Genomic DNA, 23,062 nt, shown 5'->3' with positions numbered 1-23,062 from the left:
TCGCGCCAATAACAGGCCCTGGCCGAACGGCCGACTGCCGGCGCCGCCCGCGACGCGCGATCATCTGCGCATCACGGTCAACAGGCGGCCAACATGCCGGCTCACATGCACTTCCCTTCCTCAGCGGCGTCGCCGCACGCGCAGTCGGCGCCCGCGCCCGCCGACGCGCCGCCCACCGCCGCGCCCCATGCACTCGATGCGGCCCAACTCGACGATGCCCCCGCCGTACGGCTGCTGACGGACACGCTGCACGCGGCGCGCGTGCGCGACGCGTCGGACATCCACGTCGAGCCGTTCGAAGCCGGCTGGCGCATCCGTCTGCGCATAGACGGCGTGCTGCATGAACACGCGCGGCCACCGCTGCACCTGCGCGATGCGCTCGTCACCCGGATCAAGGTGCTCTCGCGCATGGACATCGCCGAACGGCGGCTCCCGCAGGACGGCCGGCTGCGCATCGCGATCGACGGCGGCATGCGCGGCGACTATCGCGTCAGTTCGCTGCCCACGCTGTTCGGCGAAAAGCTCGTGCTGCGGCGGCTCGAAACGCTGCCGCCCGATCTCACGCTCGCAATCCTCGGCTTCGACGCGCGGCAGGCGGCCGCGATGGAGGCCGCGATCCGCGCGCCGCACGGCCTCGTGCTGGTCACGGGCCCGACCGGCAGCGGCAAGACGCTGTCGCTCTACTGCGCGCTGCAAATGCTCGATCGCGACGCGCGCAACGTCTGCACGGTCGAGGATCCTGCCGAGATCCAGCTCGACGGGATCAATCAGGTCGGGGTCGCCGACAAGGCAGGGCTCACGTTCGCGACGGCGCTGCGCGCGCTGTTGCGACAGGACCCGGACGTCATCATGGTCGGCGAGATTCGCGATGCGGAGACGGCCGATGTCGCGATCAAGGCCGCGCAGACCGGCCATCTCGTGTTGTCGACGCTGCACACGAACGACGCGCCGGCCGCCGTCGCGCGGCTGCTCGACATCGGCGTCGCACCGTACAACCTCGCGGCCGCGCTGCACCTCGTCACCGCGCAACGCCTCGTCCGGCGCCTGTGCGTCGCCTGCCGCGCGCATTCGGACGCATCGGCGCGCGCGCTGCGGGAAGCCGGCTGCGACCCGGCGGCACTGGCGGCCGGCTGGCGGCCGTTCGTCGCCCGCGGCTGTTCCGCCTGTCACGGGATCGGCTATCGCGGGCGCATCGGCCTGCATCAGACGATGCCGGTATCGCCCGGGCTGGCCGAGCGCATCGTCGCGCGGGCGAGCGTCGGCGAACTCGCGCAGTGCGTGGCGGCCGAGGGCGTGCGCACGCTGCGCGACGCGGCATTCGCGCGCGTCATGGACGGCACGACGAGCATCGCGGAAGCCGTCGCCGCCACCCCCGCGGCGTGAACGTGCGCACGCCACCGCGCGAAACCCGCTTTGCATGGCGCGGCCGCCATCGCGACGGCTCGCCGCGTCGCGGGACCGTCATCGCGTTCGACGCCGCGGCCGCGCGCGCCACGCTCGCGCGCGACGGCATCGCGGTGCTGTCGCTCGACGTCCGCGGGCCGGCCCGTGCGCCTGCGGCGGCCGCGCGTGACATCACGCGCTTCACGCGCCAGCTCGCGAGCCTGCTGCAGGCCGGCCTGCCGCTCGCGCCGTCGCTCGAGATGCTCGCGCGCACCCGCACGCGCGACGGCGTGCCGCGCATTGCCGCGGGGCTCGCCCGCGAAATCGTCGGCGGCCGGCGCTTCGCCGATGCGCTCGCACGCTATCCATCGCAATTCGGCACGCTGTATCGTCAGTTGATCGAGGTCGGCGAGGCGTCCGGTTCGCTCGGCGTCGTGCTGACGCGGGTCGCGGAACATCGCGAGCGCGCCGATGCGCAATGGCGCAAGCTGCGGGCCGCGCTCGCGTATCCGGCCGCCGTCATCCTGTTCGCGCTCGCGATCTCGGCCGCCTTGATGGTGTGGGTCGTACCGACCTTCCGGCAGATCTTCGACGGTTTCGGCGCCGCCCTGCCCGCGCCGACCCGCGCGCTGCTCGCGCTGTCCGCCGCGCTGTCGGCGTGGGGCGGTGTGCTCCTGGCCGGCGCGGCCGCCACCGGGCTTGCCGCGCAGCACGCGCTGCGGCGCTCGGCCGCGCTGCGTCACGCGCTCGCGCGGCGCCTGCTGCGCGCCCCGCTCGTCGGCAGCGCGCTGGAGCGATTCGCGGCCGCACGCTGGTGCCGCTCGCTGGCGACCCTGCTCGGCGCCGGCGTGCCGCTCGCCGATGCGTTCGCGACGCTCGAGCGCACGGCCGGCCATCCGGTGTTCGCGCACGCCACCGCGCACGTCGCCGCACGTGTGCTGCGCGGCGTACGTCTGGCCGATGCGATGCATTCGGCCGGCTGCTTTCCGGACGACGTCGTGCAACCGATCGCCGTCGCCGAGGAAACCGGTGCGCTCGACACGATGCTCGCGGACATCGCCGCGTTGTGCGAGCGCCAGCTGGATGCGCGCCTCGATGCGCTCGCGGCGCTCGGCGAACCGTTGATCGTGATCGTCCTGGGCGCACTCGTCGGCGGCCTCGTGATCGCGATGTACCTGCCGATCCTTCAACTCGGCAACGTGGTGTAGCATCGCAACCGATTCTGTCGCCTTTTAAGTCCGAACCTTGAGCCTCATGACGCCAGCGCCCCTGCCCGCCGTTCCCGATTCGCCCGAGAGCACGCTGCTCGCGCTGGCGATGCTGCCGCCCGCGCTGCAGTATGCGTTCGCGATCGTCGTCGGCCTTTGCATCGGCAGCTTCCTGAACGTCGTCGTGCACCGGTTGCCCGTGATGATGCAGCGTGCGTGGCAGGCCGAGATCGCCGAGGCGACCGGCACCGCGGGCGCCCCGCCCGACGACGGTTATCCGCCGCGCTACGATCTGTGGCGCCCGCGCAGCGCCTGCCCGCATTGCGGCCACGTACTGCGCGCGTGGGAAAACATCCCGGTCGTCAGCTACCTGATGCTGCGCGGGCGCTGCCGGCGCTGCGGCCATGCGATCGGCGTCCGCTACGTGCTCGTCGAGATCGCGTGCGCAGGGCTCGCCGCCGGCTCGCTCGCGGCGTTCGGCCCGACCGTCGCCGCGCTTGCCGCGTTCGCGCTGTGCGCGGCATTGCTCGCGATGAGCGCGATCGACATCCGGACCGGCTACCTGCCCGACTCGATGACGCTGCCGCTGCTGTGGGCCGGGCTCGTGCTGAACCTTGGCGGTACCTTCACGTCGCTGCGCTCGGCCGTGATCGGCGCGATGGCCGGCTACCTGTTCCTGTGGTCGATCTACTGGCTGTTCAAATGGCTGCGCGGCATCGAGGGCATCGGTTTCGGCGACCTGAAGCTGCTTGCCGCGCTCGGCGCGTGGATGGGCTGGGCCGCCCTGCCGCAGGTCGTGCTGTTCGCGGCGGTGACCGGCGCGATCGTCGGGCTCGTCGCGACCTGGCGCGGCCGCATGCGCTTCGAGGAGCCGATTCCGTTCGGCCCGTTCCTCGCGGCCGGCGGCGCCGCCACGCTGTTTTTCGGCACCCCTTTCTATGTGGCGCTCGGAGGCTGACATGTTTTCCGTAGGACTCACGGGCGGCATCGGCAGCGGCAAGACGACCGTTGCCGATCTGTTCGGCGCCCGTGGCGCATCGCTCGTCGATACCGACCTGATTGCCCACCGCATCACCGCGCCGGGCGGCCTCGCGATGCCGGCGATCGAACAGGCCTTCGGTCGCGACTTCGTGGCCTCCGACGGCTCGCTCGATCGCGCGAAGATGCGCACGCTGATCTTCAGCGACGACGATGCGCGCCGCCGCCTCGAAGCGATCACGCATCCGCTGATCCGCGCGGAGACCGATCGCGAGGCGCGCGAAGCACGGGGCCCGTACGTGATGTTCGTCGTGCCGCTGCTCGTCGAGTCGGGCACCTGGAAGGCGCGCAGCGATCGCGTGCTCGTCGTCGACTGCCCGGTCGAAACGCAGATCGCGCGCGTGATGCGGCGCAACGGTTTCACGCGCGAACAGGTTGAAGCGATCATCGCCAGACAGGCGACGCGCGAAGCCCGCCTCGCGGCGGCCGACGACGTGATCGTCAACGACGCGGTCACGCCCGCCGCGCTCGCCGCGCAGGTCGATGCACTGCACCAACGCTATGTCGGATTCGCGGCCGCCGCGCGCTGAGCATCGCGCATCGTGATGGTGTACGAAATTGGCGCGTTGCTAGGGTAGAGAGGGGGCATTAGAATGTCCTTCATTGTTTCAATCCCTACCCAAGAGGCGAGCGCGCTTGATTCTTTACGAGTATCCGTTCAACGAGCGAATTCGCACGCTGTTGCGTCTCGAAGATCTATTCGAGCGCTTCGCGTTCTTTTTGGCTCAGGAGGACCCGCGTGAACACCACGTCGCGCTGACGACGCTGTTCGAAATCGCCGAGGTAACGGGCCGCGCGGACCTGAAATCGGATCTGATGAAGGAGCTCGAACGTCAACGGCAGACGCTCGCCCCCTTTCGCGGCAATCCGGGCATCGAGCAGAACGCGCTCGAGGCCGTGCTCGGCGAAATCGAGCAAACGCTCGCGAATCTCGCGCAGATGCAGGGCAAGACCGGCCAGCACCTCGTCGACAACGAGTGGCTCGCCAGCATCCGCAGCCGCGCGGTGATTCCGGGCGGCACGTGCAAATTCGACCTGCCGTCGTACTACGCGTGGCAACAATGGCCCGCCGAGCAGCGGCGCCAGGACATCACGAAGTGGATCCTGCCGCTGCTGCCGTTGCGCGACGCCGCGGCGATCGTGCTGCGGCTCGCGCGCGAATCGGGTCAGGCGTCGAAGGTCATGGCGATGCAGGGCAGTTACCAGCAGATGCTGTCCGGCCGCAGCTACCAGTTGATGCAGGTGCGCGTATCGCCGGAGCTGCGCGTGATTCCCGAGGCGAGCGCCAACAAATACATGCTGTGGGTGCGGTTCACCATGCAGGACGGCGATGTACGGCCGCGTGCGGTGGACATCGACGTGCCGTTCCATCTGACACTGTGTAATCTGTAACGGCCGCGTGCCGGATCGATGCTTTCGTATGACTACCGTTGTGAAATGCCCTTCGTGCGGCGCGGAAGTGCGCTGGACGCCTGAAAACAAGTTCCGTCCCTTCTGTTCGGCCCGCTGCAAGCAGCTCGACCTCGGCGCATGGGCCGCGGAGAAGTATCGGATCGGCGGTTCCGCCGACGAGGGCCCGTCGTCGGAAGAGGACGGCACGGACAACCGCCGCGACAGCTGAGCGGCGCGACGCCACCGTCCGCCGATATGGCCCGCGTTTCAGGCGGGCCGCCACGGCGTCACTGCGACGCCGCTTCCTGCTCGAGCAGTTCAAGCACCGGCAGCGCCGCCGGCAACAGCGGCGCAACCTCGACCGGCAGTTGCTGCCACACGAACGCCTGCCCTTCCTTGCTGTGCGGCTCGCCCGTCCAGCCCGTCACCTTGCAGAAATAGAGCCGCACGTACGCGTGCGGATAATCGTGCTCGAGCGTGTGCCAGCGGTGGCTGGCCGTGACCTCGATGCCGAGCTCCTCGTGCAGTTCGCGCGCCAGCGCATCCTCGACGCTTTCGCCGGCCTCCAGCTTGCCGCCGGGAAACTCCCAGTAACCTTCGTACGGCTTGCCCTGCAGGCGTTGCGCGAGCAGATACCTGCCATCCGGCTGCACCATCACGCCAACCGCGACTTCCGTCACCTTGCGACCGTCCGGCGCCCGCGCGGCGCCCTGTGCCTGATCCGCGCTCATACCTGCTCCTTGCGGCCCGACCAGTCCCGCGCGAACTGCCACGCGACGCGGCCCGAGCGCGAACCGCGCTCGAGCGCCCATACGAGCGCGTCGCCGCGCGCGGTCTCGATCTCCGCATCCGGGCAGCCGAAGTGGCGCAGCCAGTGCGCGACGATGTCGAGGTAGTCGTCCTGCTTGAACGGATAGAAGCTGACCCACAGGCCGAAGCGCTCCGACAGCGAGATCTTCTCCTCGACGACTTCGCCAGGGTGAATCTCGCCGTCCGGCAGATGCTTGTACGACTCGTTGTCGCTCATGTACTCGGGCAGCAGATGGCGGCGGTTCGACGTCGCGTAGATCAGCACGTTGTCCGACTGCGCGGCGATCGACCCGTCGAGCGCGACCTTCAGCGCCTTGTAGCCCGATTCGCCGTCCTCGAACGACAGATCGTCGCAAAACACGATGAAGCGCTCCGGACGCTGCGAGATCAGATCGACGATATCGCCGAGATCGTGCAGGTCGTCCTTGTCGACTTCGATCAGGCGCAGCCCGTCGTTCGCGTACGCATTCAGGCACGCCTTGATCAGCGACGACTTGCCGGTACCGCGTGCGCCGGTCAGCAGCACGTTGTTGGCCGGCTTGCGCTGCACGAACTGCCGCGTGTTCTGGTCGATCAGCGCTTTCTGGCGATCGATGTTGTGCAGGTCGCCGAGCGTGATCGACGACACGGCCGGCACCGGCTGCAGATAACCGCGCCCCTGGCGCTTGCGCCAGCGGAACGCGTGGGCCGCGTTCCAGTCGATGGCCGCCGGTGCGGGCGGCAGCATCCCTTCGAGACGGCCGAGCAGCGCTTCCGCGCGCGTCAGAAACTGTTCAAGCTTGTCCATGTCGTTCGAGTGCTTCCGCTCAGGAGCGGTAATCCGCGTTGATGCTCACGTAATCGTGCGACAGGTCGCACGTCCAGACGGTGGCGTGCGCGTCGCCGCGGCCGAGCAGCACGCGGATCGTGATCTCGCTCTGCTTCATCACGCGCTGGCCGTCCTCTTCCTGGTAGGCCGGGTTGCGGCCACCCGCCTTCGCGACGAGCACGTCGTCGAGATAGAGGTCGATCTTGCCGACGTCGAGATCCGCGACGCCGGCATAGCCGATCGCCGCGAGAATCCGGCCGAGGTTGGGGTCGGATGCGTAGAAGGCCGTCTTCACCAGCGGCGAATGGCCGATCGCGTACGCGATCTGGCGGCATTCGGCGACGCTCTTGCCGCCTTCGACCTGCACCGTCATGAATTTCGTCGCGCCTTCGCCATCGCGCACGATCAGCTGGGACAGCACCTGCGCGACTTCCGTCACCGCGTCGCGCAGCGCCGCATAGGCCGGCGAATCGGTCGACGTGATGGCCGGCAGCGTGCTCTTGCCCGATGCGATCAGGATGAACGAGTCGTTGGTCGACGTGTCGCCGTCGATCGTGATGCAGTTGAACGAGCGGTCGGCGACTTCCTTCACGAGCGTGTCGAGCACCGGCTGCGCGACGTTCGCATCGAACGCGAGGAAGCCGAGCATCGTCGCCATGTTCGGCTTGATCATGCCCGCCCCCTTGCTGATGCCCGTCAGCGTGACCGTGTGACCGTCGATCATCACCTGCCGCGACGTCGCCTTCGGCAGCGTGTCGGTCGTCATGATCGCGTGTGCGGCGTCGAACCAGTTCGCGGCCTTGCGGTTCGCGAGCGCGGCCGGCAGGCCGGCCTTCAGGCGCTCGATCGGCAACGGCTCGAGGATCACGCCGGTCGAGAACGGCAGCACCTGCGCCGGCTCGATGCCCGCGAGGCGCGCGAGCTCCGTGCAGGTCTCGCGAGCGTTCACGAGGCCCGGCTCGCCGGTGCCCGCGTTCGCATTGCCCGTATTCACGACCAGCGCGCGGATGCCCGCGCCGCCCGCACGCACCTTCGCCAGATGCTCGCGGCACACGGTGACCGGCGCTGCGCAGAAACGGTTTTCGGTGAATACGCCCGCGACCGTCGCGCCTTCGTCGACGGAGATGACCAGCACGTCCTTGCGATTCGGCTTGCGGATGTTCGCTTCCGCCCAGCCCAGCGTGACGCCGGCGACGGGATGCAGTTGGGCGGGATCGATCGACGGAAAATTGACAGCCATGGGGCACACCTGCCGGATGGAAAATGCCGGCACGCGCCGGCATCGATTGGAAGAACCGGCGGCCCCACGCGGGCCGCCACAACTCACATCACTGACTCGAAACTGCGAACGACGCGGCACGCGTGACGCGCGCCGCCGCCGATCATGACAGCTTCCCGTGACATTGCTTGTACTTCTTGCCGCTGCCGCACGGGCACGGATCGTTGCGGCCGACCTTCGGCATTTCGCCGCCGGGCCCGCTGTGCGTCATCGCGCTGCCGACCATGTCGGCCGTCGCCGTGGCCGCCGCGGCGGCCGTGACGTTCGCCACCGGCGCACCGGCGTCCGCGTAATCGGCGTGCTGGTATTCGACGTTCTCGAGATGACCGCCGCGCTCCTCGATCTGCTCGGCCGCTTCTTCCAGCTGCTCCGGCGACTGGATCTGCACGTTCATCACGATGCGCGTGACTTCCTGCTTGATCGCGTCGAGCATCGCGGCGAACAGCTCGAACGCCTCGCGCTTGTACTCCTGCTTCGGATTCTTCTGCGCATAGCCGCGCAGGTGGATGCCCTGACGCAGATGGTCGAGCGCCGCGAGGTGCTCGCGCCACAGGCGGTCGACCGTCTGCAGCATCACCGAACGCTCGAACGCGCTGAACGATTCGCGGCCGACCATCGCGACCTTCGCCTCGTACTGCTCGTCGGCGGCCGTCGTCACCGCGTCGAGGATCTCGTCGGCCGTGATCGACGACGACTCGTTCACCATTTCCTGGATCGCGAGGTCGAGCTGCCAGTCGTTGCGCAATGCTTCCTCGAGCTCGGGCACGTCCCACTGCTCTTCGATGCTGCCTTCCGGCACGAACTGGCGGACGACTTCGGTGATCACGCCGTGACGCATCGCGGTGATCGTCTCGGTGATGTCGTGCGCCTCGAGCAGTTCGTTGCGCTGCTGGTAGATCACCTTGCGCTGGTCGTTCGACACGTCGTCGTATTCGAGCAGTTGCTTGCGGATGTCGAAGTTGCGCGCTTCGACCTTGCGCTGCGCCGATTCGATCGACCGCGTGACGATGCCCGCCTCGATCGCCTCGCCTTCCGGCATCTTCAGGCGATCCATGATCGAGCGCACGCGGTCGCCCGCGAAGATGCGCAGCAGCGGATCGTCGAGCGACAGGTAGAAGCGCGACGAACCCGGATCGCCCTGGCGGCCCGCGCGGCCGCGCAGCTGATTGTCGATCCGGCGCGATTCGTGGCGCTCGGTGCCGATGATGTGCAGGCCGCCCGCGGCCTTCACCTGCTCGTGCAACGTTTCCCACTCGTCGTGCAGTTGCTTGATGCGGCGTGCCTTTTCGTCGGCCGGGATCGCTTCGTCGGCGTCGATGAACGCGGCCTGCTTCTCGGCGTTTCCGCCGAGCACGATATCGGTACCGCGACCGGCCATGTTGGTCGCGATCGTGATGCGCTTCGGACGGCCGGCTTCCGCGACGATCGCCGCTTCACGCTCGTGCTGCTTCGCGTTCAGCACTTCGTGCGGCAGCCCGGCCTGCTTCAGCAGGTGCGACAGCAGTTCCGAGTTCTCGATCGACGTCGTGCCGACCAGCACCGGCTGACCGCGCTCGTAGCACTCGCGGATGTCGCGGATCACCGCGTCGTAGCGCTCCTTGGCCGTCTTGTAGATCTGGTCCTGCTTGTCGATCCGCTTCGGCGGACGATTGGTCGGGATCACGACCGTCTCGAGGCCGTAGATCTCGTTGAATTCGTACGCTTCCGTGTCCGCGGTACCGGTCATGCCGGCCAGCTTCGCGTACATCCGGAAGTAGTTCTGGAACGTGATCGACGCGAGCGTCTGGTTCTCGCTCTGGATCTTCACGTGTTCCTTCGCCTCGACCGCCTGGTGCAAGCCGTCGGACCAGCGGCGGCCGGCCATCAGGCGGCCCGTGAATTCGTCGACGATGACCACTTCGCCGTTCTGCACGACGTAGTGCTGATCCTTGTGGAACAGCGTGTGGGCACGCAGCGCCGCGTACACGTGGTGCATCAGCGTGATGTTCTGCGGCGCGTACAGGCTTTCGCCCTCGCCGATCAGGCCCCATTCAGCGAGCAGGCGCTCGGCCTTCTCGTGGCCCGATTCCGTCAGGAACACCTGGCGCGCCTTCTCGTCGAGCGTGTAGTCGCCCGGCTTCTCGACGCCCGTACCGTCGGCCTTCTCTTCGCCGATCTGGCGCTCGAGCAGCGGCGGCAGTGCGTTCATCCGCACGTACAGCTCGGTGTGATCCTCGGCCTGGCCCGAAATGATCAGCGGCGTACGCGCTTCGTCGATCAGGATCGAGTCCACTTCGTCGACGACCGCGAAGTTCAGCGCCCGCTGCACGCGCGCGTCGGTCTCGTAGACCATGTTGTCGCGCAGGTAGTCGAAGCCGAATTCGTTGTTCGTGCCGTACGTGATGTCCGCCGCGTACGCCTGCTGCTTCTGGTCGTGCTCCATGCCGGACAGGTTGATGCCGACCGACAGACCGAGGAAGTTGTAGAGGCGCGCCATCCATTCGGCGTCGCGCTGCGCGAGGTAATCGTTGACGGTCACGACGTGCACGCCGCGGCCGGCCAGCGCATTCAGGTACACGGGCAGCGTCGCGACGAGCGTCTTGCCCTCGCCGGTGCGCATTTCCGCGATCTTGCCGTAGTGGAGCACCATGCCGCCGATCATCTGCACGTCGAAGTGCCGCATCTTCAGCACGCGGCGACTCGCTTCGCGACAGACCGCGAAGGCCTCGGGCAACAGCTTGTCGAGCGACTCGCCGCCCGCGACCCGCTGGCGGAATTCGTCCGTCTTGCCGCGCAACTGGTCGTCCGTCAGCTTCTCGATCTGCGTTTCGAGCGCATTGATCGTCGCGACGGTCTTTTGGTATTGCTTGACGAGCCGCTGGTTGCGGCTGCCAAAAATTTTCTGGAGAAAACCGGTTGTCATCGGATCGGACCCTGCGTCGCAGCACCGGCGCCCGGCGCGTGTTGCGCGCCCCGGCGCCCGAGCCTCGGCGGCTTAGCGAATTAGTGGACTCAAACGTCGAATTTTAGCACGCGGGAACGCGCGCGCCTGCGTCCCGGCCGGACGGCCATCGCGCGCCGGAGCCGGGCGGACCGAGCCGAAAGCCGCCCGTGCACGGGCCGGCGCGGGTACAATCGGCCGCACCGTCCGCGCGCGTGTGCGCTCGAAGAAAGCCTCGATGAACCGATTTTCCAAGCGTTTCGGCCCGCTCGCCGCCTATCGCCCGCAACCCGTGTCCGAAGTGCTCGGTCGTACCGACGCATTCACGGTGCTGCGCGCCGGCGTCGAGCAGATCGCGTCGCTGCAGCGCGACCTCGGCGAGTGCCTGCCCGACTATCTCGCGAATCACGTCGAACCGGGCTTCGTCAAGGACGGTACCCTGACCCTCTTTGCCGCGCACAATGCGCTGGCCGCGCGGCTGCGACAGGTCGAAGTGCGGCTGCTCGGCGATCTCCAGAAGCGCGGCTGGCCCGTGACGACGCTGCGCGTGCGCGTGCGGCCGAAGGACGCGCCGGAGCCGCCGCACGTGAAGCAGGCGCGGATGACGTCGGTCGGCGCCGCCGCGCTGCGCGATCTCGCCGACCATCTCGAACCGTCGCCGCTGCAGGCCGCGCTCGCACGGATGGCGGCGCGGCACGGCGCGAAGCCGCGCTGACCGCACAGGTCGCCGCCGGCGGCCGGCCAACAAAAAAGCGACCCGAGGGTCGCTTTTTTATCACTTGCGGTAACGAGGGCCGATCACGCGAAGGCGGTCTGCGCGTCGAACGCGAACCCCTTCGGCGCAGCCTGCGGATCGTCGAACGTCACGATCTCGTAAGCGTCTTCATGCGCGAGCAGCTCGCGCAGCAATGCGTTGTTCAGGCCGTGACCCGACTTGTACGCGGTGTACGACGCCAGCAGCGGATGGCCGATCACGTACAGGTCGCCGATCGCGTCGAGCATCTTGTGCTTCACGAACTCGTCGTCGTAGCGCAGGCCGTCGTTGTTCAGGATCCGGTACTCGTCGAGCACGATCGCGTTGTCCATGCTGCCGCCGCGGGCGAGACCCAGCTCGCGCATCATTTCGACTTCATGGGCAAAACCGAACGTGCGCGCGCGCGCGATCTCACGCACATACGACGTATTCGCGAAGTCGACCTCCAATTCCTGGCCGGTCTTGTCGACGGCCGGGTGACGGAAGTCGATCGTGAACTTCAGCTTGAAGCCGAAATACGGATCGAGACGCGCGAACTTGTCGCCCTCGCGGATTTCGACCGGCTTCTTCACCTGGATGAAGCGCTTCGGCACGTTCTGCTCTTCGATGCCGGCGGACTGGATCAGGAACACGAAGGACGCCGCGCTGCCGTCCATGATCGGGATTTCCTCGGCCGTCACGTCGACATAGAGGTTGTCGATGCCGAGGCCGGCGCACGCCGACATCAGGTGCTCGACCGTCGACACGCGCGCGCCATCCTTCTGCAGCACCGACGCGAGCCGCGTGTCCCCGATCGACATCGCGGAGGCCGGAATATCGACGGGCGTGGGCAAGTCGACGCGCGAGAACACGATACCCGTGCCCGGCGCAGCCGGACGGAGCGTCAGTTCGACCTTGCGGCCCGAGTGGAGACCGATACCCACGGTCTTCACGATGGATTTGATGGTGCGCTGCTTCAACATGGTCTTCTTCGTCTTGATTGAAGATATCAATCAGGAGTTATATTCGATAGGCTGGATTATAGCGTAATTCCCAATTCAACGCTGTTTGAAACTGCGTATCAATCTGTTTCGACAGTTTACCCGTGCCGATACGGGACGGGCCGATGCCCGGAACGGAGGCGTTTCCGGTCATCGGCCCGTGTTACAACTGCCCCGAGGCCGGTGAGCAACGTTGCCGGAAGGCAACGGCGCACCGCACGATCAGAGCGTCAACGTCGCGAGAACACTCGCCGCATCGCTCACTTCGAATTTGCCCGGCGCCTCGACGGCCAGCGTCTTGACCACACCGCCGTCGATCACCATCGCGTAGCGCAGGGAACGCATTCCCATGCCACGCGCGGACAAATCCTGCGTCAGCCCCAGCGCATGAGTGAAAGCCGCGCTGCCGTCCGCCATCATGCGCACCTTGCCCGCGGTGTGCAGATCACGTCCCCATGCGCCCATCACGAATGCGTCGTTGACGGACACGCACCAGATCTCATCGACACCCGCCGCGCGCAATTGCTCGGCGTGTTCGACGTAGCCCGGCACATGCTGCGCCGAGCAGGTCGGCGTGAACGCGCCCGGCAATCCGAAGATCACCACCCGCTTTCCCGCAACCTGATCGCGCACGCTGTAGGCGTTCGGCCCCAGCGTGCACCCTTCGCGCGCGTCGTCGACGAACTCGAACAATTGCGCGTCGGGCAGCGCGTCGCCCACTTGAATCATGGCTGGTCCCTCATAGCGATACGGTTTTTCAGCGTGTCGCGGACAGCACGGCCCATCCCGCTTCGCTCACGCGAAAAGGGCACGTTTCCCGGCCCGGCGTCGCATCCGACGCGGCCTGTCGTGGTCCGTGGCATCCGTCACGCCGGCGTTACCGCGGCAACTTCGCCGCGGCTTCGCCTGTGTGCGTCGTCAGTCAGCCTGCTTGCGCAGGAAAGCCGGGATGTCGTACGTGTCGACACCCTTCTCCTGCAGCGCCTGCACGTGCGATGCCGCGGTTTCGCGCGAATTGCGCCACACCGCCGGCGTATCGAGCGCGCCGTAGTCGGCCGTGCTGACGTGATGCGGCTGCGCATAGCCGTGCGACACCGCGCTGACCGGCTGGTTGTCCGTACCGGTGCGCAGCAGCGTCATCGGTGCCGACTGCTGCTTCTTCGCCGCACGGCCCAGACCCGTCGCCACGACCGTCACGCGCAGTGCATCGCCCATCGCGTCGTCGTACACCGCCCCGAAGATCACCGTCGCATCTTCCGCCGCGTAGCTCTTGATCGTGTTCATCACTTCGCGCGTTTCCGACAGGCGCAGCGAACGGCTCGACGTGATGTTGACCAGCACGCCGCGCGCGCCCGACAGATCGACGCCTTCGAGCAGCGGGCTCGCCACGGCCTGTTCCGCCGCGAGGCGTGCGCGATCGACGCCGGCGACCGTCGCCGTGCCCATCATCGCCTTGCCCTGCTCGCCCATCACCGTCTTCACGTCTTCGAAGTCGACGTTCACGAGGCCGTCGACGTTGATGATTTCCGCGATGCCTGCCACCGCGTTGTTCAACACGTCGTCCGCGCACTGGAAGCACTTGTCCATCTCGGCGTCATCGCCCATCACGTCGAACAGCTTGTCGTTCAGGACGACGATCAGCGAGTCGACGTGATCCTCCAGTTGCTGCGAGCCAGCTTCGGCGACGCGCATGCGCTTGCCGCCCTCGAACTCGAACGGCTTGCTGACGACACCGACCGTCAGAATGCCCATCTCCTTCGCGATCTGCGCGACCACCGGCGCCGCGCCCGTGCCCGTGCCACCACCCATGCCGGCCGTGATGAACACCATGTGCGCGCCGCGCAGTGCGTCGGCGATGCGCTCGCGCGCTTCTTCCGCTGCCGCACGACCCATTTCCGGCTTCGCACCGGCGCCCAGACCCGTGTTGCCGAGCTGGATCACCGACGATGCGCGCGAACGCGACAGCGCCTGGGCGTCCGTGTTCATCACGATGAAGTCGACGCCCTGCACGCCGCGGTTGATCATGTGCTGGACGGCATTGCCGCCAGCGCCGCCAACGCCGACCACCTTGATGATGGTGCCGTTGGTTTCGGTTTCCAGCATTTCGAATTCCATGTTGCCTCCGTCAAGAGAATGACTGCTACTCGGCCGTTATTCGGCAGGAGATCGGGCAACCCCCTGTCGCGCGCCAGCCGCCGGCACCAGCGCGAATTTCGATTCGATACGATTCGTCAGAAGTTGCTCAGGAACCATTCCTTCATCCGCGAGAACACCTGTCCCGCGTTGCCGGACTGCACGGCGACCTTGCGGCCGCGCATGCGCTGCGCACTGCCTTCGACGAGCAGCCCCATCGCCGTCGAGTAGCGCGGGTTGCGCACGACGTCGGAGAGGCCGCCTGCATATTCCGGCGCGCCGATGCGCACCGGTTTCAGGAAAATGTCTTCGCCGAGCTCGACCATGCCGGGCATCATCGACGCGCCGCCGGTAATGACCACGCCGGAGCTCAGGAGTTCTTCGTAACCCGACTCGCGCACGACCTGCTGCACGAGCGAGAACAGTTCCTCGACGCGCGGCTCGATCACGGCCGCCAGCGCCTGGCGCGACAGCGTGCGCGGGCCGCGTTCGCCGAGGCCCGGCACTTCCACCATTTCGTCCGGATCGGCGAGCGCCTGCTTCGCGATCCCGTAGCCGACCTTGATGTCTTCCGCATCCGGCGTCGGCGTGCGCAGCGCCATCGCGATGTCGCTCGTGATCTGGTCGCCGGCGATCGGGATCACCGCCGTGTGGCGGATCGCGCCTTCCGCGAAGATCGCGATGTCCGTCGTGCCGCCGCCGATGTCGACCAGCACCACGCCGAGATCCTTCTCGTCTTCGGTCAGCACCGCCAGCGACGATGCGAGCGGCTGCAGGATCAGGTCGTTCACTTCCAGCCCGCAACGGCGCACGCACTTGACGATGTTCTGCGCGGCGCTCACCGCGCCCGTCACGATGTGCACCTTCACTTCGAGCCGGATGCCGCTCATCCCGATCGGCTCGCGCACGTCTTCCTGGCCGTCGATGATGAATTCCTGCGTGAGGATGTGCAGCACCTGCTGGTCGGTCGGGATGTTGATCGCCTTCGCGGTCTCGATCACGCGCGCGACGTCCGTCTGCGTGACTTCCTTGTCCTTGATCGCGACCATCCCGCTCGAGTTGAAGCTGCGGATGTGGCTGCCCGCGATCCCCGTGAACACGTTGGTGATCTTGCAGTCGGCCATCAGCTCGGCTTCCTCGAGCGCGCGCTGGATCGACTGCACGGTGGCCTCGATGTTGACCACCACACCTTTCTTCAGACCCTTCGACTCGCTCTGGCCGAGACCGATCACCTCGTAGTGACCCTCGCCCTTCAGCTCGGCGACGATGGCCACCACCTTCGACGTGCCGATGTCGAGGGAAACCAGCAGATCCTTGTAGTCTTTGCTCATAAAGTGCTCTTGCGTGTGATCTCTCGTTACTTCTTGCGCTTGTCGGTATCGGTCAGGAACCGCATGCCTGCCGCGCGAATCGCGAATCCGTTCGGATAGCGCAGGTCCGCGTACTCGATGTCGTTGCCCCAACGCTCCGTGACGGCCGGCCACGCGGCGACCAGGCGCTGGCTCCGGTCATGCAGCGTGTCGCTGTTGCGTTCCTTGCCCAGCTCGACCTGCATGCCGTTCGACAGCTTCACCGTCCACGCGTACCGCGCCGACAGCGTCACTTCTTCCGGCGCCGCCTTCAGCGGCGCAAACCATTTCCCGAAGTCGCGATACCGCGTGACGACTTCCTTCGCACTGCCTTCCGGGCCGTCGAACGCCGGCAGTTCCTGTTCCAGCTCGCCTTGGTTCGCGGTGAACAGCTCGCCGTCGACGCTCACCAGCTGATCGCTGCCCCAGGTCCCGAGCGGTTTGTACTCCTCCAGCGTGACAGCCAGCGCATTCGGCCACACCCGGCGCACGCTCGCGTGACGCACCCACGGCATCTGCTCGAACGCCGCGCGCGCCGTATCGAGATCGACCGTGAAGAAATTGCCCTTCAGCCGGCCGACCACGCCCGCGCGCACCGTCGGCGAGTTGATGTGCTCGGTGTCGCCGTCGATCCGGATCTCCCGCAGCGCGAACGTCGGGCGCTGGATCAGCCAGTAGCAGCCGGCCGCCGCCAACACGAGCAGCAGCAGCGCGTACAGCGCGCTGGCGGCAAGGTTGAGTTGGCGAACGTTGTTCCACATACGTCGTTCCGTTCCTGGGTCAGTCGTTGAGCGTGAGCGACAGCACCTTCACGACCAGCTCCGAATAGCCGATGCCGACCGCGCGCGCGGCCTTCGGCGGCAGCGAGTGGTCGGTCATCCCGGGGGCCGTGTTCACTTCCAGGAAATACGCATTGCCGGCCGCGTCGACCATGAAATCCGCGCGGCCCCAGTCGGTGCAGCCGAGCACGTCGAACGCGCGACGCGCGATGCGCTTCAGTTCCGCCTCCTGTGCCGCCGGCAGGCCGCACGGGATCAGGTACTGCGTATCGTCGGCGACGTACTTCGCGTGGTAGTCGTAGAACTCGCCCGCCGGCACGATCTTGATCAGCGGCAGGTCGAGATCGCCGGCGATGCACGCGGTGTATTCGCCGCCGCCTTCGATGCTCTTCTCGACGATCACGATCTTGTCGTGCGTCGCGGCTTCCGCGAGCGCGGCCGGCAGCGCGTCGGCCGTCTTCACCTTCAGCACCGCGACGCTCGAGCCTTCGCTCGCCGGCTTCACGAACAGCGGCAGCCCGAGCTTCGCGACGATGTCGGTCGCGCGCGCGGCCAGGTCGTCGCCGCGCATCACCGTCTCGAACGGCGGCGTCGGCACACCCGTCTGCTGCCACACGAGCTTCGTGCGGAACTTGTCGAGGCCGAGCGCCGAGCCGAGCACGCCGCTGCCCGTGTAGCGAATGCCGTAGAAATCGAGCGCGCCCTGGATCTGGCCGTTCTCGCCGTAACCGCCGTGCAGCGCATTGAACGCGCGCACGAAGCCTTCGTCCTTCAGCGCCGACAGCGGCCGCTCGGCCGGGTCGAACGGATGCGCGTCGACGCCTGCGTCGCGCAAGCCCTGCAGCACGAGGCGGCCCGAGGTGAGCGACACCTCGCGCTCGGCGGATTCGCCGCCGAACAACACCGCCACCTTGCCGAAACGTTTCGGATCGATCCCGCTCATGTCATCCCTTCTGTTGCGTGTTCTGCACGACCTTCGCCGGCACGCCGCCGATCGAACCCGCGCCCATCGTGATCACCACGTCGCCGTTTCGTGCGACCTTCGCCAATGCGTCCGGCACGTCGTCGACCGTCGCGACGAACACCGGGTCGACCTTGCCCACCGCGCGCAACGCACGCGACAGCGCGTCGCCGCTGGCCGTCGGGATCGCAGCCTCGCCGGCCGCGTAGACTTCCGTCAGCACCAGCGCATCGACCGTCGACAGCACGTTGACGAAATCGTCGAAGCAGTCGCGCGTGCGCGTGTAGCGGTGCGGCTGGAACGCCAGCACGAGGCGGCGGCCCGGGAACGCGCCGCGCGCGGCCGCGATCGTCGCCGCCATCTCGACGGGGTGATGACCGTAATCGTCGATCAGCGTGTACTGGCCGCCGTCCGCGCTCGGCACGTCGCCGTAGCGCTGGAAGCGCCGGCCGACGCCGTTGAATTCCGCCAGCGCGAGCTGAATCGCGTCGTCCGACACGCCGAGATCGGTCGCGATCGCGATCGCCGCGAGCGCGTTCTGCACGTTGTGCAGGCCCGGCATGTTCAGCACCACCGCGAGCGGCGCACGCCCTTCGCGGATCACCGTGAAATGCATCCGGCCGTCGCGCGCGTCGATGTCTTCCGCGCGCACCTGCGCGTCCGGCGACAGGCCGTAGCGCACGACCGGCTTCGAGATGAACGGGATGATCTGCCGCACGTTCGGATCGTCGACGCACACCACCGCGCTGCCGTAGAACGGCAGGCGCTGCGTGAATTCGATGAACGCCTGCTTGAGCCGCGCGAAATCGTGGCCGTAGGTGTCCATGTGGTCGGCGTCGATGTTCGTGATGACTTCGATCACCGGATACAGGTTCAGGAACGACGCATCCGACTCGTCGGCCTCGGCGACGATGAAGTCGCCCGTGCCGAGCCGCGCGTTCGCGCCGGCGCTGATCAGCCGGCCGCCGATCACGAAGGTCGGGTCCAGCCCGCCCGCCGCGAGCACGCTCGCGACGAGGCTCGTCGTCGTGGTCTTGCCGTGCGTGCCGGCGATCGCGATGCCCTGCTTCAGGCGCATCAGTTCGGCCAGCATCACCGCGCGCTGCACGATCGGCACGCGCTTCGCGCGCGCGGCCAGCACTTCCGGGTTGTCCGAGCGCACGGCCGTCGACACGACGACCGCGTTCGCGCCCTCGATGTTCGCCGCGTCGTGGCCGATCGCGATCCGCGCGCCCAGCGCCTGGAGGCGATCGGTCACCGCATTGCGCGACAGGTCGGACCCGCTGACCTCGTAGCCGAGGTTGACGAGCACTTCGGCGATGCCGCTCATGCCCGCGCCGCCGATCCCGACGAAATGAATGTGTTTGACGATGTGTTTCATTGCACTATTTCCAGGTTCGCGCCGGCGGCCTTCGCGCAGATGCGCGCGACTTCGTCGGTGGCCTCGGGCTTCGCGAGCGAGCGCGAACGTTCCGCCATCTCCGCGAGCGATGCCCGCGACTGGCTGCGCAGCCAGTCGGCGAGCAGTTCCGCCGACAGGTCGCGTTGTTGCACCAGCACGGCCGCGCCCGCATCGGCGAGGAACGCGGCGTTGGTCGTCTGGTGATCGTCGACCGCGTACGGGAACGGCACGAACAGCGCCGCCACGCCCACCGCCGCGATCTCCGACACCGTCATCGCGCCCGACCGGCAGATCACCAGATCCGCCGCCGCATATGCGGCCGCCATGTCGTCGATGAACGGCACGAGCCGCACGTCTTCGCCGGCCGCGAAACCGGCCGCTTCGTAATTCGCCTTCAATGCTTCGATGTGCTTCACGCCGGCCTGGTGCACGACGCGCGGGCGCTCGCCCGGCGCCAGCAGCGCCAGCGCGCGCGGCACGACTTCGTTCAGCGCGGCCGCCCCCAGGCTGCCGCCGACGACCAGCACGTTCAGCGGGCCGCTGCGCGACGCATAGCGTGCTTGGGGCGGTTCCGCGTGCGCAAGTTCCGCGCGAATCGGGTTACCCGTCCATTCCGCGTGCGGCAGCGCGCCGGGGAATGCGACGAGCACGCGCTTCGCGAGTTTCGCGAGCACCTTGTTCGTCAGGCCCGCGATCGAATTCTGTTCGTGCAGCACGAGCGGCCGCCCCGACAGCGCGGTCATCACGCCCGCGGGAAACGTGATGTAGCCGCCCATCCCGAGCACGACGTCAGGCCGCACGCGGCGCAGCGCGCCGAGGCTCTGCCAGCATGCGCGCAGCAGGTTGACCGGCAGCGTCAGCTTGGTCTTCAGGCCCTTGCCGCGCAGCCCGCCGAACCGCACGTATTCCATCGGAATGCCGTGCTTCGGCACGAGGGTCGCTTCCATCCCGGCCGGATTGCCGAGCCATACGACGCGCCAGCCCGCCGCCTCCATCCGGTGCGCGACCGCGAGCCCCGGGAACACGTGGCCCCCGGTGCCGCCTGCCATCACCATCAGCGTGCGTTGCGACACGGTCATACCTTCCCTCCGCGCATCAGCACCCGGTTCTCGTAATCGACCCGCAGCAGCACCGCGAGCGCGACGCAGTTCAGCAAAATGCCCGAGCCGCCGTAGCTCACGAGCGGCAGCGTCAGCCCCTTGGTCGGCAGCAGCCCGAGGTTCACGCCCATGTTGATGAACGTCTGCGCGCCGAACCAGATGCCGATGCCCTTCGCCATCAGGCCCGCGAACGTGCGATCGAGCGCGAGCGCCTGGCGGCCGATCTCGAACGCGCGGCGCACGATCCAGTAGAACAGCAGGATCACGACCATCACGCCGACGAAGCCGAGTTCCTCGCCGATCACCGCGAGGATGAAGTCGGTATGCGCTTCGGGCAGGTAGTTCAGCTTCTCGACGCTGCCGCCGAGGCCGACGCCGAACCACTCGCCGCGGCCGAATGCGATCAACGAGTGGGTGAGCTGATAAGCCTTGCCCTGCGCGTAGCGCTCGTCCCACGGATCGAGATACGCGAAGATCCGCTCGCGACGCCACGGCGACAGCCACACGAGCATCGAGAACGTGCCGACCGCCGTCGCGACGAGGCCGCCGAACAGCTTGCCGTTCACGCCGCCGAGGAACAGCACGCCCATCGCGATCGCGGCGACCACCATGAACGCGCCCATGTCGGGCTCGAGCAGCAGCAGCGCGCCGACCAGGCCGACCGCGAACGCCATCGGCAGGAAGCCCTTCGCGAAGCTCTGCATGTATTCCTGCTTGCGCACCGTATAGTTCGCCGCGTAGATCGTCACCGCGAGCTTCATGATTTCCGACGGCTGCATGTTCGTGATGCCGAGCGGAATCCAGCGGCGCGCACCGTTCACGCCCTTGCCGACGTGCGGGATCAGCACGATCACGAGACCGACGAGCGCGATCAGGAACAGATGCGGCGCGTATTTATCCCAGGTCGACACCGGCACGCGAAACGCGATCACCGCCGCGACGAACGCGACGCCGAGCGACACGCAGTGGCGCATCAGGAACGCGTAATCGTGATACGACGCGTATTTCGGCGAATCGGGCATCGCGATCGACGCCGAATACACCATCACGACGCCGAGCCCGAGCAGCGCGATCGCGACCCACAGCAGCGAATAGTCGAAATCGAGCATCCGCGAGCGGCTCGGCCGCACGCCGTTGACGACGCTCGCGAGGCCACCCGTCGCGGCGCGCGTGGCCGACGCGACGCGGCCGCCAGCGGCATTGCCGCCGGTGTCGCGCCGGTCGTTGAAACGGGAGACGAGGCGATCGGACCAGCTCATGACGTCGCTCCTTTGTCGATGGCGACTTCATCCACCGCCGCGCGGAACACTTCCGCGCGATGGGCGTAGTTCCTGAACATGTCGAGGCTCGCGCACGCGGGCGACAGCAGCACCGCGTCGCCCGGCTCGGCGAGTTCCGCTGCCGCGTGCACCGCTGCTTCGAGCGTCGCGTGGTCGGCCAGCGGCACGGCCGTTTCGGCGAGCGTGTCGCGGATCGCCGGCGCGTCGCGACCGATCAGCATCACCGCGCGGCACCAGCGCGCGACCGGCGCGACCAGCGGCGCGAAATCCTGCCCCTTGCCGTCGCCGCCCGCGATCAGCACGATCTTCTGCGCGAGCCCGTCGAGCGCGGCCACCGTCGCGCCGACGTTCGTGCCCTTGCTGTCGTCCACATAGTCGACGTCGTCGATCGTCGCGATCACTTCGACGCGATGCGCTTCGCCGCGGTATTCGCGCAGCGCGTGCAGCAGCGGCGCGGCCGGCAGATCGATCGCACGCGCGAGCGCGAACGCGGCCAGTGCGTTCGCCGCGTTGTGCAGCCCGCGGATGCGCAGCGCGTCGGCCGGCATCAGGCGCTTCTGCGCAATGTCGGGCGTATGCGCGTCGCGCTTGCGCCGGCGGGTCGTCGTCGCTTCATCCGGCGCGTCGCGATCCACGGCTTCCACCAGCCATGCGATGCCGTTGTCGCGCGACAGCCCGTAGTCGCCGTCCTGCGTCGGTTCGTTCAGGCCGAACGTGACCGTGCGCGGCGCGTCGGCCGCGCCGGCTGCCGGCGCGAACTTCATCACGGCCGCGTCGTCGCGGTTCAGCACGCGCGTCGTCGTCGCGCCGAAGATCCGGCCCTTTGCCTGCGCGTACGCGTCGAAGCTGCCGTGCCAGTCGAGGTGGTCCTGCGTGATGTTGAGGATCGCGGCCGCATCGGGCGCGAACGTGCGCGCGGTCTCGAGCTGGAAGCTCGACAGTTCGAGCACCCAGACGTCGGGCAGCGCGGTTTCGTCGATCGCGTTCGCGAGCCGGTCGAGCATCGCCGGGCTGATGTTGCCCGCGACCGCGACCTTCTTGCCCGAGCGCTGGCACAGCAGGCCCGTGAGGCTCGTCGTCGTGGTCTTGCCGTTGGTGCCGGTAATCGCGAGCACCTTCGGCTGGTAGCCGCTCGTGCCGAGCGCGCGCAGCGCCTGCGCGAAGAATTCCAGCTCGCCCCACACCGCGATGCCGCGCTCGTTCGCGGCCGCGACCAGGCCCGCGAGCGCCGGCTCCAGCGGCGACAGGCCAGGGCTCAGCCCGACGATCTCGACGCCGCCGTCGAGCAGCGCGGGCGTGAACGCCCCGCCGACGAATTCCGCATCGATGCCTTCGGCCTGCAGCGCGGCAAGGTTCGGCGGCGCCTCGCGGGTATCGGCGATGCGCAGCCGGCACCCGTGCCTCGCGCACCATCGCGCGATCGCGAGACCCGATTCCCCGAGCCCCAGTACGAGCACCATCGGCCGTTGCCGATCTCCAAACATCT

At 67.7% G+C, this 23,062-nt stretch carries 21 protein-coding genes; 7 read left to right on the top strand and 14 right to left on the bottom strand.

Annotated elements, in window-relative coordinates; all coding sequences use genetic code 11:
* Positions 1-93 precede the first annotated feature (93 nt).
* The 6 genes from CFB89_RS02490 to CFB89_RS02465 all read left to right on the top strand — a co-directional run bounded on the left by CFB89_RS02490 (position 94) and on the right by CFB89_RS02465 (position 5,250).
* Positions 94-1,383: a GspE/PulE family protein gene (locus CFB89_RS02490; RefSeq protein WP_179233365.1), complete on the top strand. Its 1,290-nt coding sequence runs from the start codon at positions 94-96 to the stop codon at positions 1,381-1,383.
* Positions 1,380-2,591 (top strand): type II secretion system F family protein, encoded by a 1,212-nt coding sequence (locus CFB89_RS02485; protein WP_089466616.1) that lies wholly within the window; start codon positions 1,380-1,382, stop codon positions 2,589-2,591. The genes CFB89_RS02490 and CFB89_RS02485 overlap by 4 nt, the downstream gene beginning before the upstream one ends.
* A gap of 46 nt (positions 2,592-2,637) precedes the next feature.
* Positions 2,638-3,549 (top strand): A24 family peptidase, encoded by a 912-nt coding sequence (locus tag CFB89_RS02480; RefSeq protein WP_089466615.1) that lies wholly within the window; start codon positions 2,638-2,640, stop codon positions 3,547-3,549.
* 1 nt (position 3,550) lies between these two features.
* Positions 3,551-4,159 (top strand): dephospho-CoA kinase, encoded by a 609-nt coding sequence (gene coaE / locus CFB89_RS02475; protein WP_089466614.1) that lies wholly within the window; start codon positions 3,551-3,553, stop codon positions 4,157-4,159.
* Between the two features lie 106 nt (positions 4,160-4,265).
* The gene (gene zapD / locus CFB89_RS02470) at positions 4,266-5,021 is read left to right on the top strand and encodes a cell division protein ZapD (protein WP_089466613.1); all 756 of its coding nucleotides are present in this window, start codon (positions 4,266-4,268) and stop codon (positions 5,019-5,021) included.
* Positions 5,022-5,049: 28 nt separating this feature from the next.
* A complete protein-coding gene (locus CFB89_RS02465) occupies positions 5,050-5,250 on the top strand; it encodes a DNA gyrase inhibitor YacG (protein ID WP_089466612.1) in 201 nt (66 codons plus the stop codon).
* Positions 5,251-5,308: 58 nt separating this feature from the next.
* Here the strand turns inward: CFB89_RS02465 and CFB89_RS02460 are convergent, their stop codons facing one another.
* The 4 genes from CFB89_RS02460 to secA all read right to left on the bottom strand — a co-directional run bounded on the left by CFB89_RS02460 (position 5,309) and on the right by secA (position 10,820).
* The gene (locus tag CFB89_RS02460) at positions 5,309-5,752 is read right to left on the bottom strand and encodes an NUDIX domain-containing protein (protein ID WP_089466611.1); all 444 of its coding nucleotides are present in this window, start codon (positions 5,750-5,752) and stop codon (positions 5,309-5,311) included.
* The gene (locus CFB89_RS02455) at positions 5,749-6,618 is read right to left on the bottom strand and encodes an ATP-binding protein (protein WP_089466610.1); all 870 of its coding nucleotides are present in this window, start codon (positions 6,616-6,618) and stop codon (positions 5,749-5,751) included. The genes CFB89_RS02460 and CFB89_RS02455 overlap by 4 nt, the downstream gene beginning before the upstream one ends.
* A gap of 19 nt (positions 6,619-6,637) precedes the next feature.
* The gene (gene argJ / locus CFB89_RS02450) at positions 6,638-7,879 is read right to left on the bottom strand and encodes a bifunctional glutamate N-acetyltransferase/amino-acid acetyltransferase ArgJ (protein WP_089466609.1); all 1,242 of its coding nucleotides are present in this window, start codon (positions 7,877-7,879) and stop codon (positions 6,638-6,640) included.
* A gap of 142 nt (positions 7,880-8,021) precedes the next feature.
* Complete coding sequence (gene secA, locus CFB89_RS02440; RefSeq protein ID WP_089466608.1) at positions 8,022-10,820, bottom strand: preprotein translocase subunit SecA; 2,799 nt, start codon at positions 10,818-10,820, stop codon at positions 8,022-8,024.
* 256 nt (positions 10,821-11,076) lie between these two features.
* Between secA and CFB89_RS02435 the strand changes: the two genes are divergently transcribed.
* On the top strand, positions 11,077-11,553 hold the full coding sequence (locus CFB89_RS02435) for a DUF721 domain-containing protein (protein ID WP_089467880.1): 477 nt from the start codon (positions 11,077-11,079) through the stop codon (positions 11,551-11,553).
* An 83-nt stretch (positions 11,554-11,636) separates the two neighbouring features.
* Here the strand turns inward: CFB89_RS02435 and lpxC are convergent, their stop codons facing one another.
* The 10 genes from lpxC to murD form a co-directional block, all read right to left on the bottom strand.
* The gene (gene lpxC, locus CFB89_RS02430) at positions 11,637-12,554 is read right to left on the bottom strand and encodes a UDP-3-O-acyl-N-acetylglucosamine deacetylase (RefSeq protein ID WP_089466607.1); all 918 of its coding nucleotides are present in this window, start codon (positions 12,552-12,554) and stop codon (positions 11,637-11,639) included.
* Between the two features lie 240 nt (positions 12,555-12,794).
* Positions 12,795-13,301, bottom strand: coding sequence for a peroxiredoxin (locus tag CFB89_RS02425; protein WP_089466606.1), 507 nt, complete (start codon positions 13,299-13,301; stop codon positions 12,795-12,797).
* Between the two features lie 189 nt (positions 13,302-13,490).
* The gene (gene ftsZ / locus CFB89_RS02420; RefSeq protein WP_006477012.1) at positions 13,491-14,687 is read right to left on the bottom strand and encodes a cell division protein FtsZ; all 1,197 of its coding nucleotides are present in this window, start codon (positions 14,685-14,687) and stop codon (positions 13,491-13,493) included.
* Positions 14,688-14,803: 116 nt separating this feature from the next.
* Positions 14,804-16,036, bottom strand: a complete 1,233-nt coding sequence (gene ftsA, locus CFB89_RS02415) for a cell division protein FtsA (RefSeq protein ID WP_006487138.1) — start codon at positions 16,034-16,036, stop codon at positions 14,804-14,806.
* A gap of 26 nt (positions 16,037-16,062) precedes the next feature.
* The gene (locus CFB89_RS02410; protein ID WP_006477014.1) at positions 16,063-16,815 is read right to left on the bottom strand and encodes a cell division protein FtsQ/DivIB; all 753 of its coding nucleotides are present in this window, start codon (positions 16,813-16,815) and stop codon (positions 16,063-16,065) included.
* Between the two features lie 19 nt (positions 16,816-16,834).
* Positions 16,835-17,776, bottom strand: a complete 942-nt coding sequence (locus tag CFB89_RS02405; protein ID WP_089466605.1) for a D-alanine--D-alanine ligase — start codon at positions 17,774-17,776, stop codon at positions 16,835-16,837.
* A gap of 1 nt (position 17,777) precedes the next feature.
* Positions 17,778-19,175, bottom strand: a complete 1,398-nt coding sequence (murC, locus tag CFB89_RS02400) for a UDP-N-acetylmuramate--L-alanine ligase (RefSeq protein ID WP_089466604.1) — start codon at positions 19,173-19,175, stop codon at positions 17,778-17,780.
* Complete coding sequence (murG, locus tag CFB89_RS02395) at positions 19,172-20,275, bottom strand: undecaprenyldiphospho-muramoylpentapeptide beta-N-acetylglucosaminyltransferase (protein ID WP_089466603.1); 1,104 nt, start codon at positions 20,273-20,275, stop codon at positions 19,172-19,174. The genes murC and murG overlap by 4 nt, the downstream gene beginning before the upstream one ends.
* A complete protein-coding gene (gene ftsW, locus CFB89_RS02390; RefSeq protein WP_089466602.1) occupies positions 20,272-21,555 on the bottom strand; it encodes a putative lipid II flippase FtsW in 1,284 nt (427 codons plus the stop codon). The genes murG and ftsW overlap by 4 nt, the downstream gene beginning before the upstream one ends.
* Positions 21,552-23,060, bottom strand: a complete 1,509-nt coding sequence (gene murD / locus CFB89_RS02385) for a UDP-N-acetylmuramoyl-L-alanine--D-glutamate ligase (protein WP_089466601.1) — start codon at positions 23,058-23,060, stop codon at positions 21,552-21,554. The genes ftsW and murD overlap by 4 nt, the downstream gene beginning before the upstream one ends.
* Positions 23,061-23,062: the final 2 nt, after the last annotated feature.

The organism is Burkholderia sp. AU16741, assembly GCF_002223345.1.
Classification (GTDB): Bacteria; Pseudomonadota; Gammaproteobacteria; order Burkholderiales; family Burkholderiaceae; genus Burkholderia; species Burkholderia sola.
This window is presented reverse-complemented; position numbering and strand designations above follow the sequence as displayed.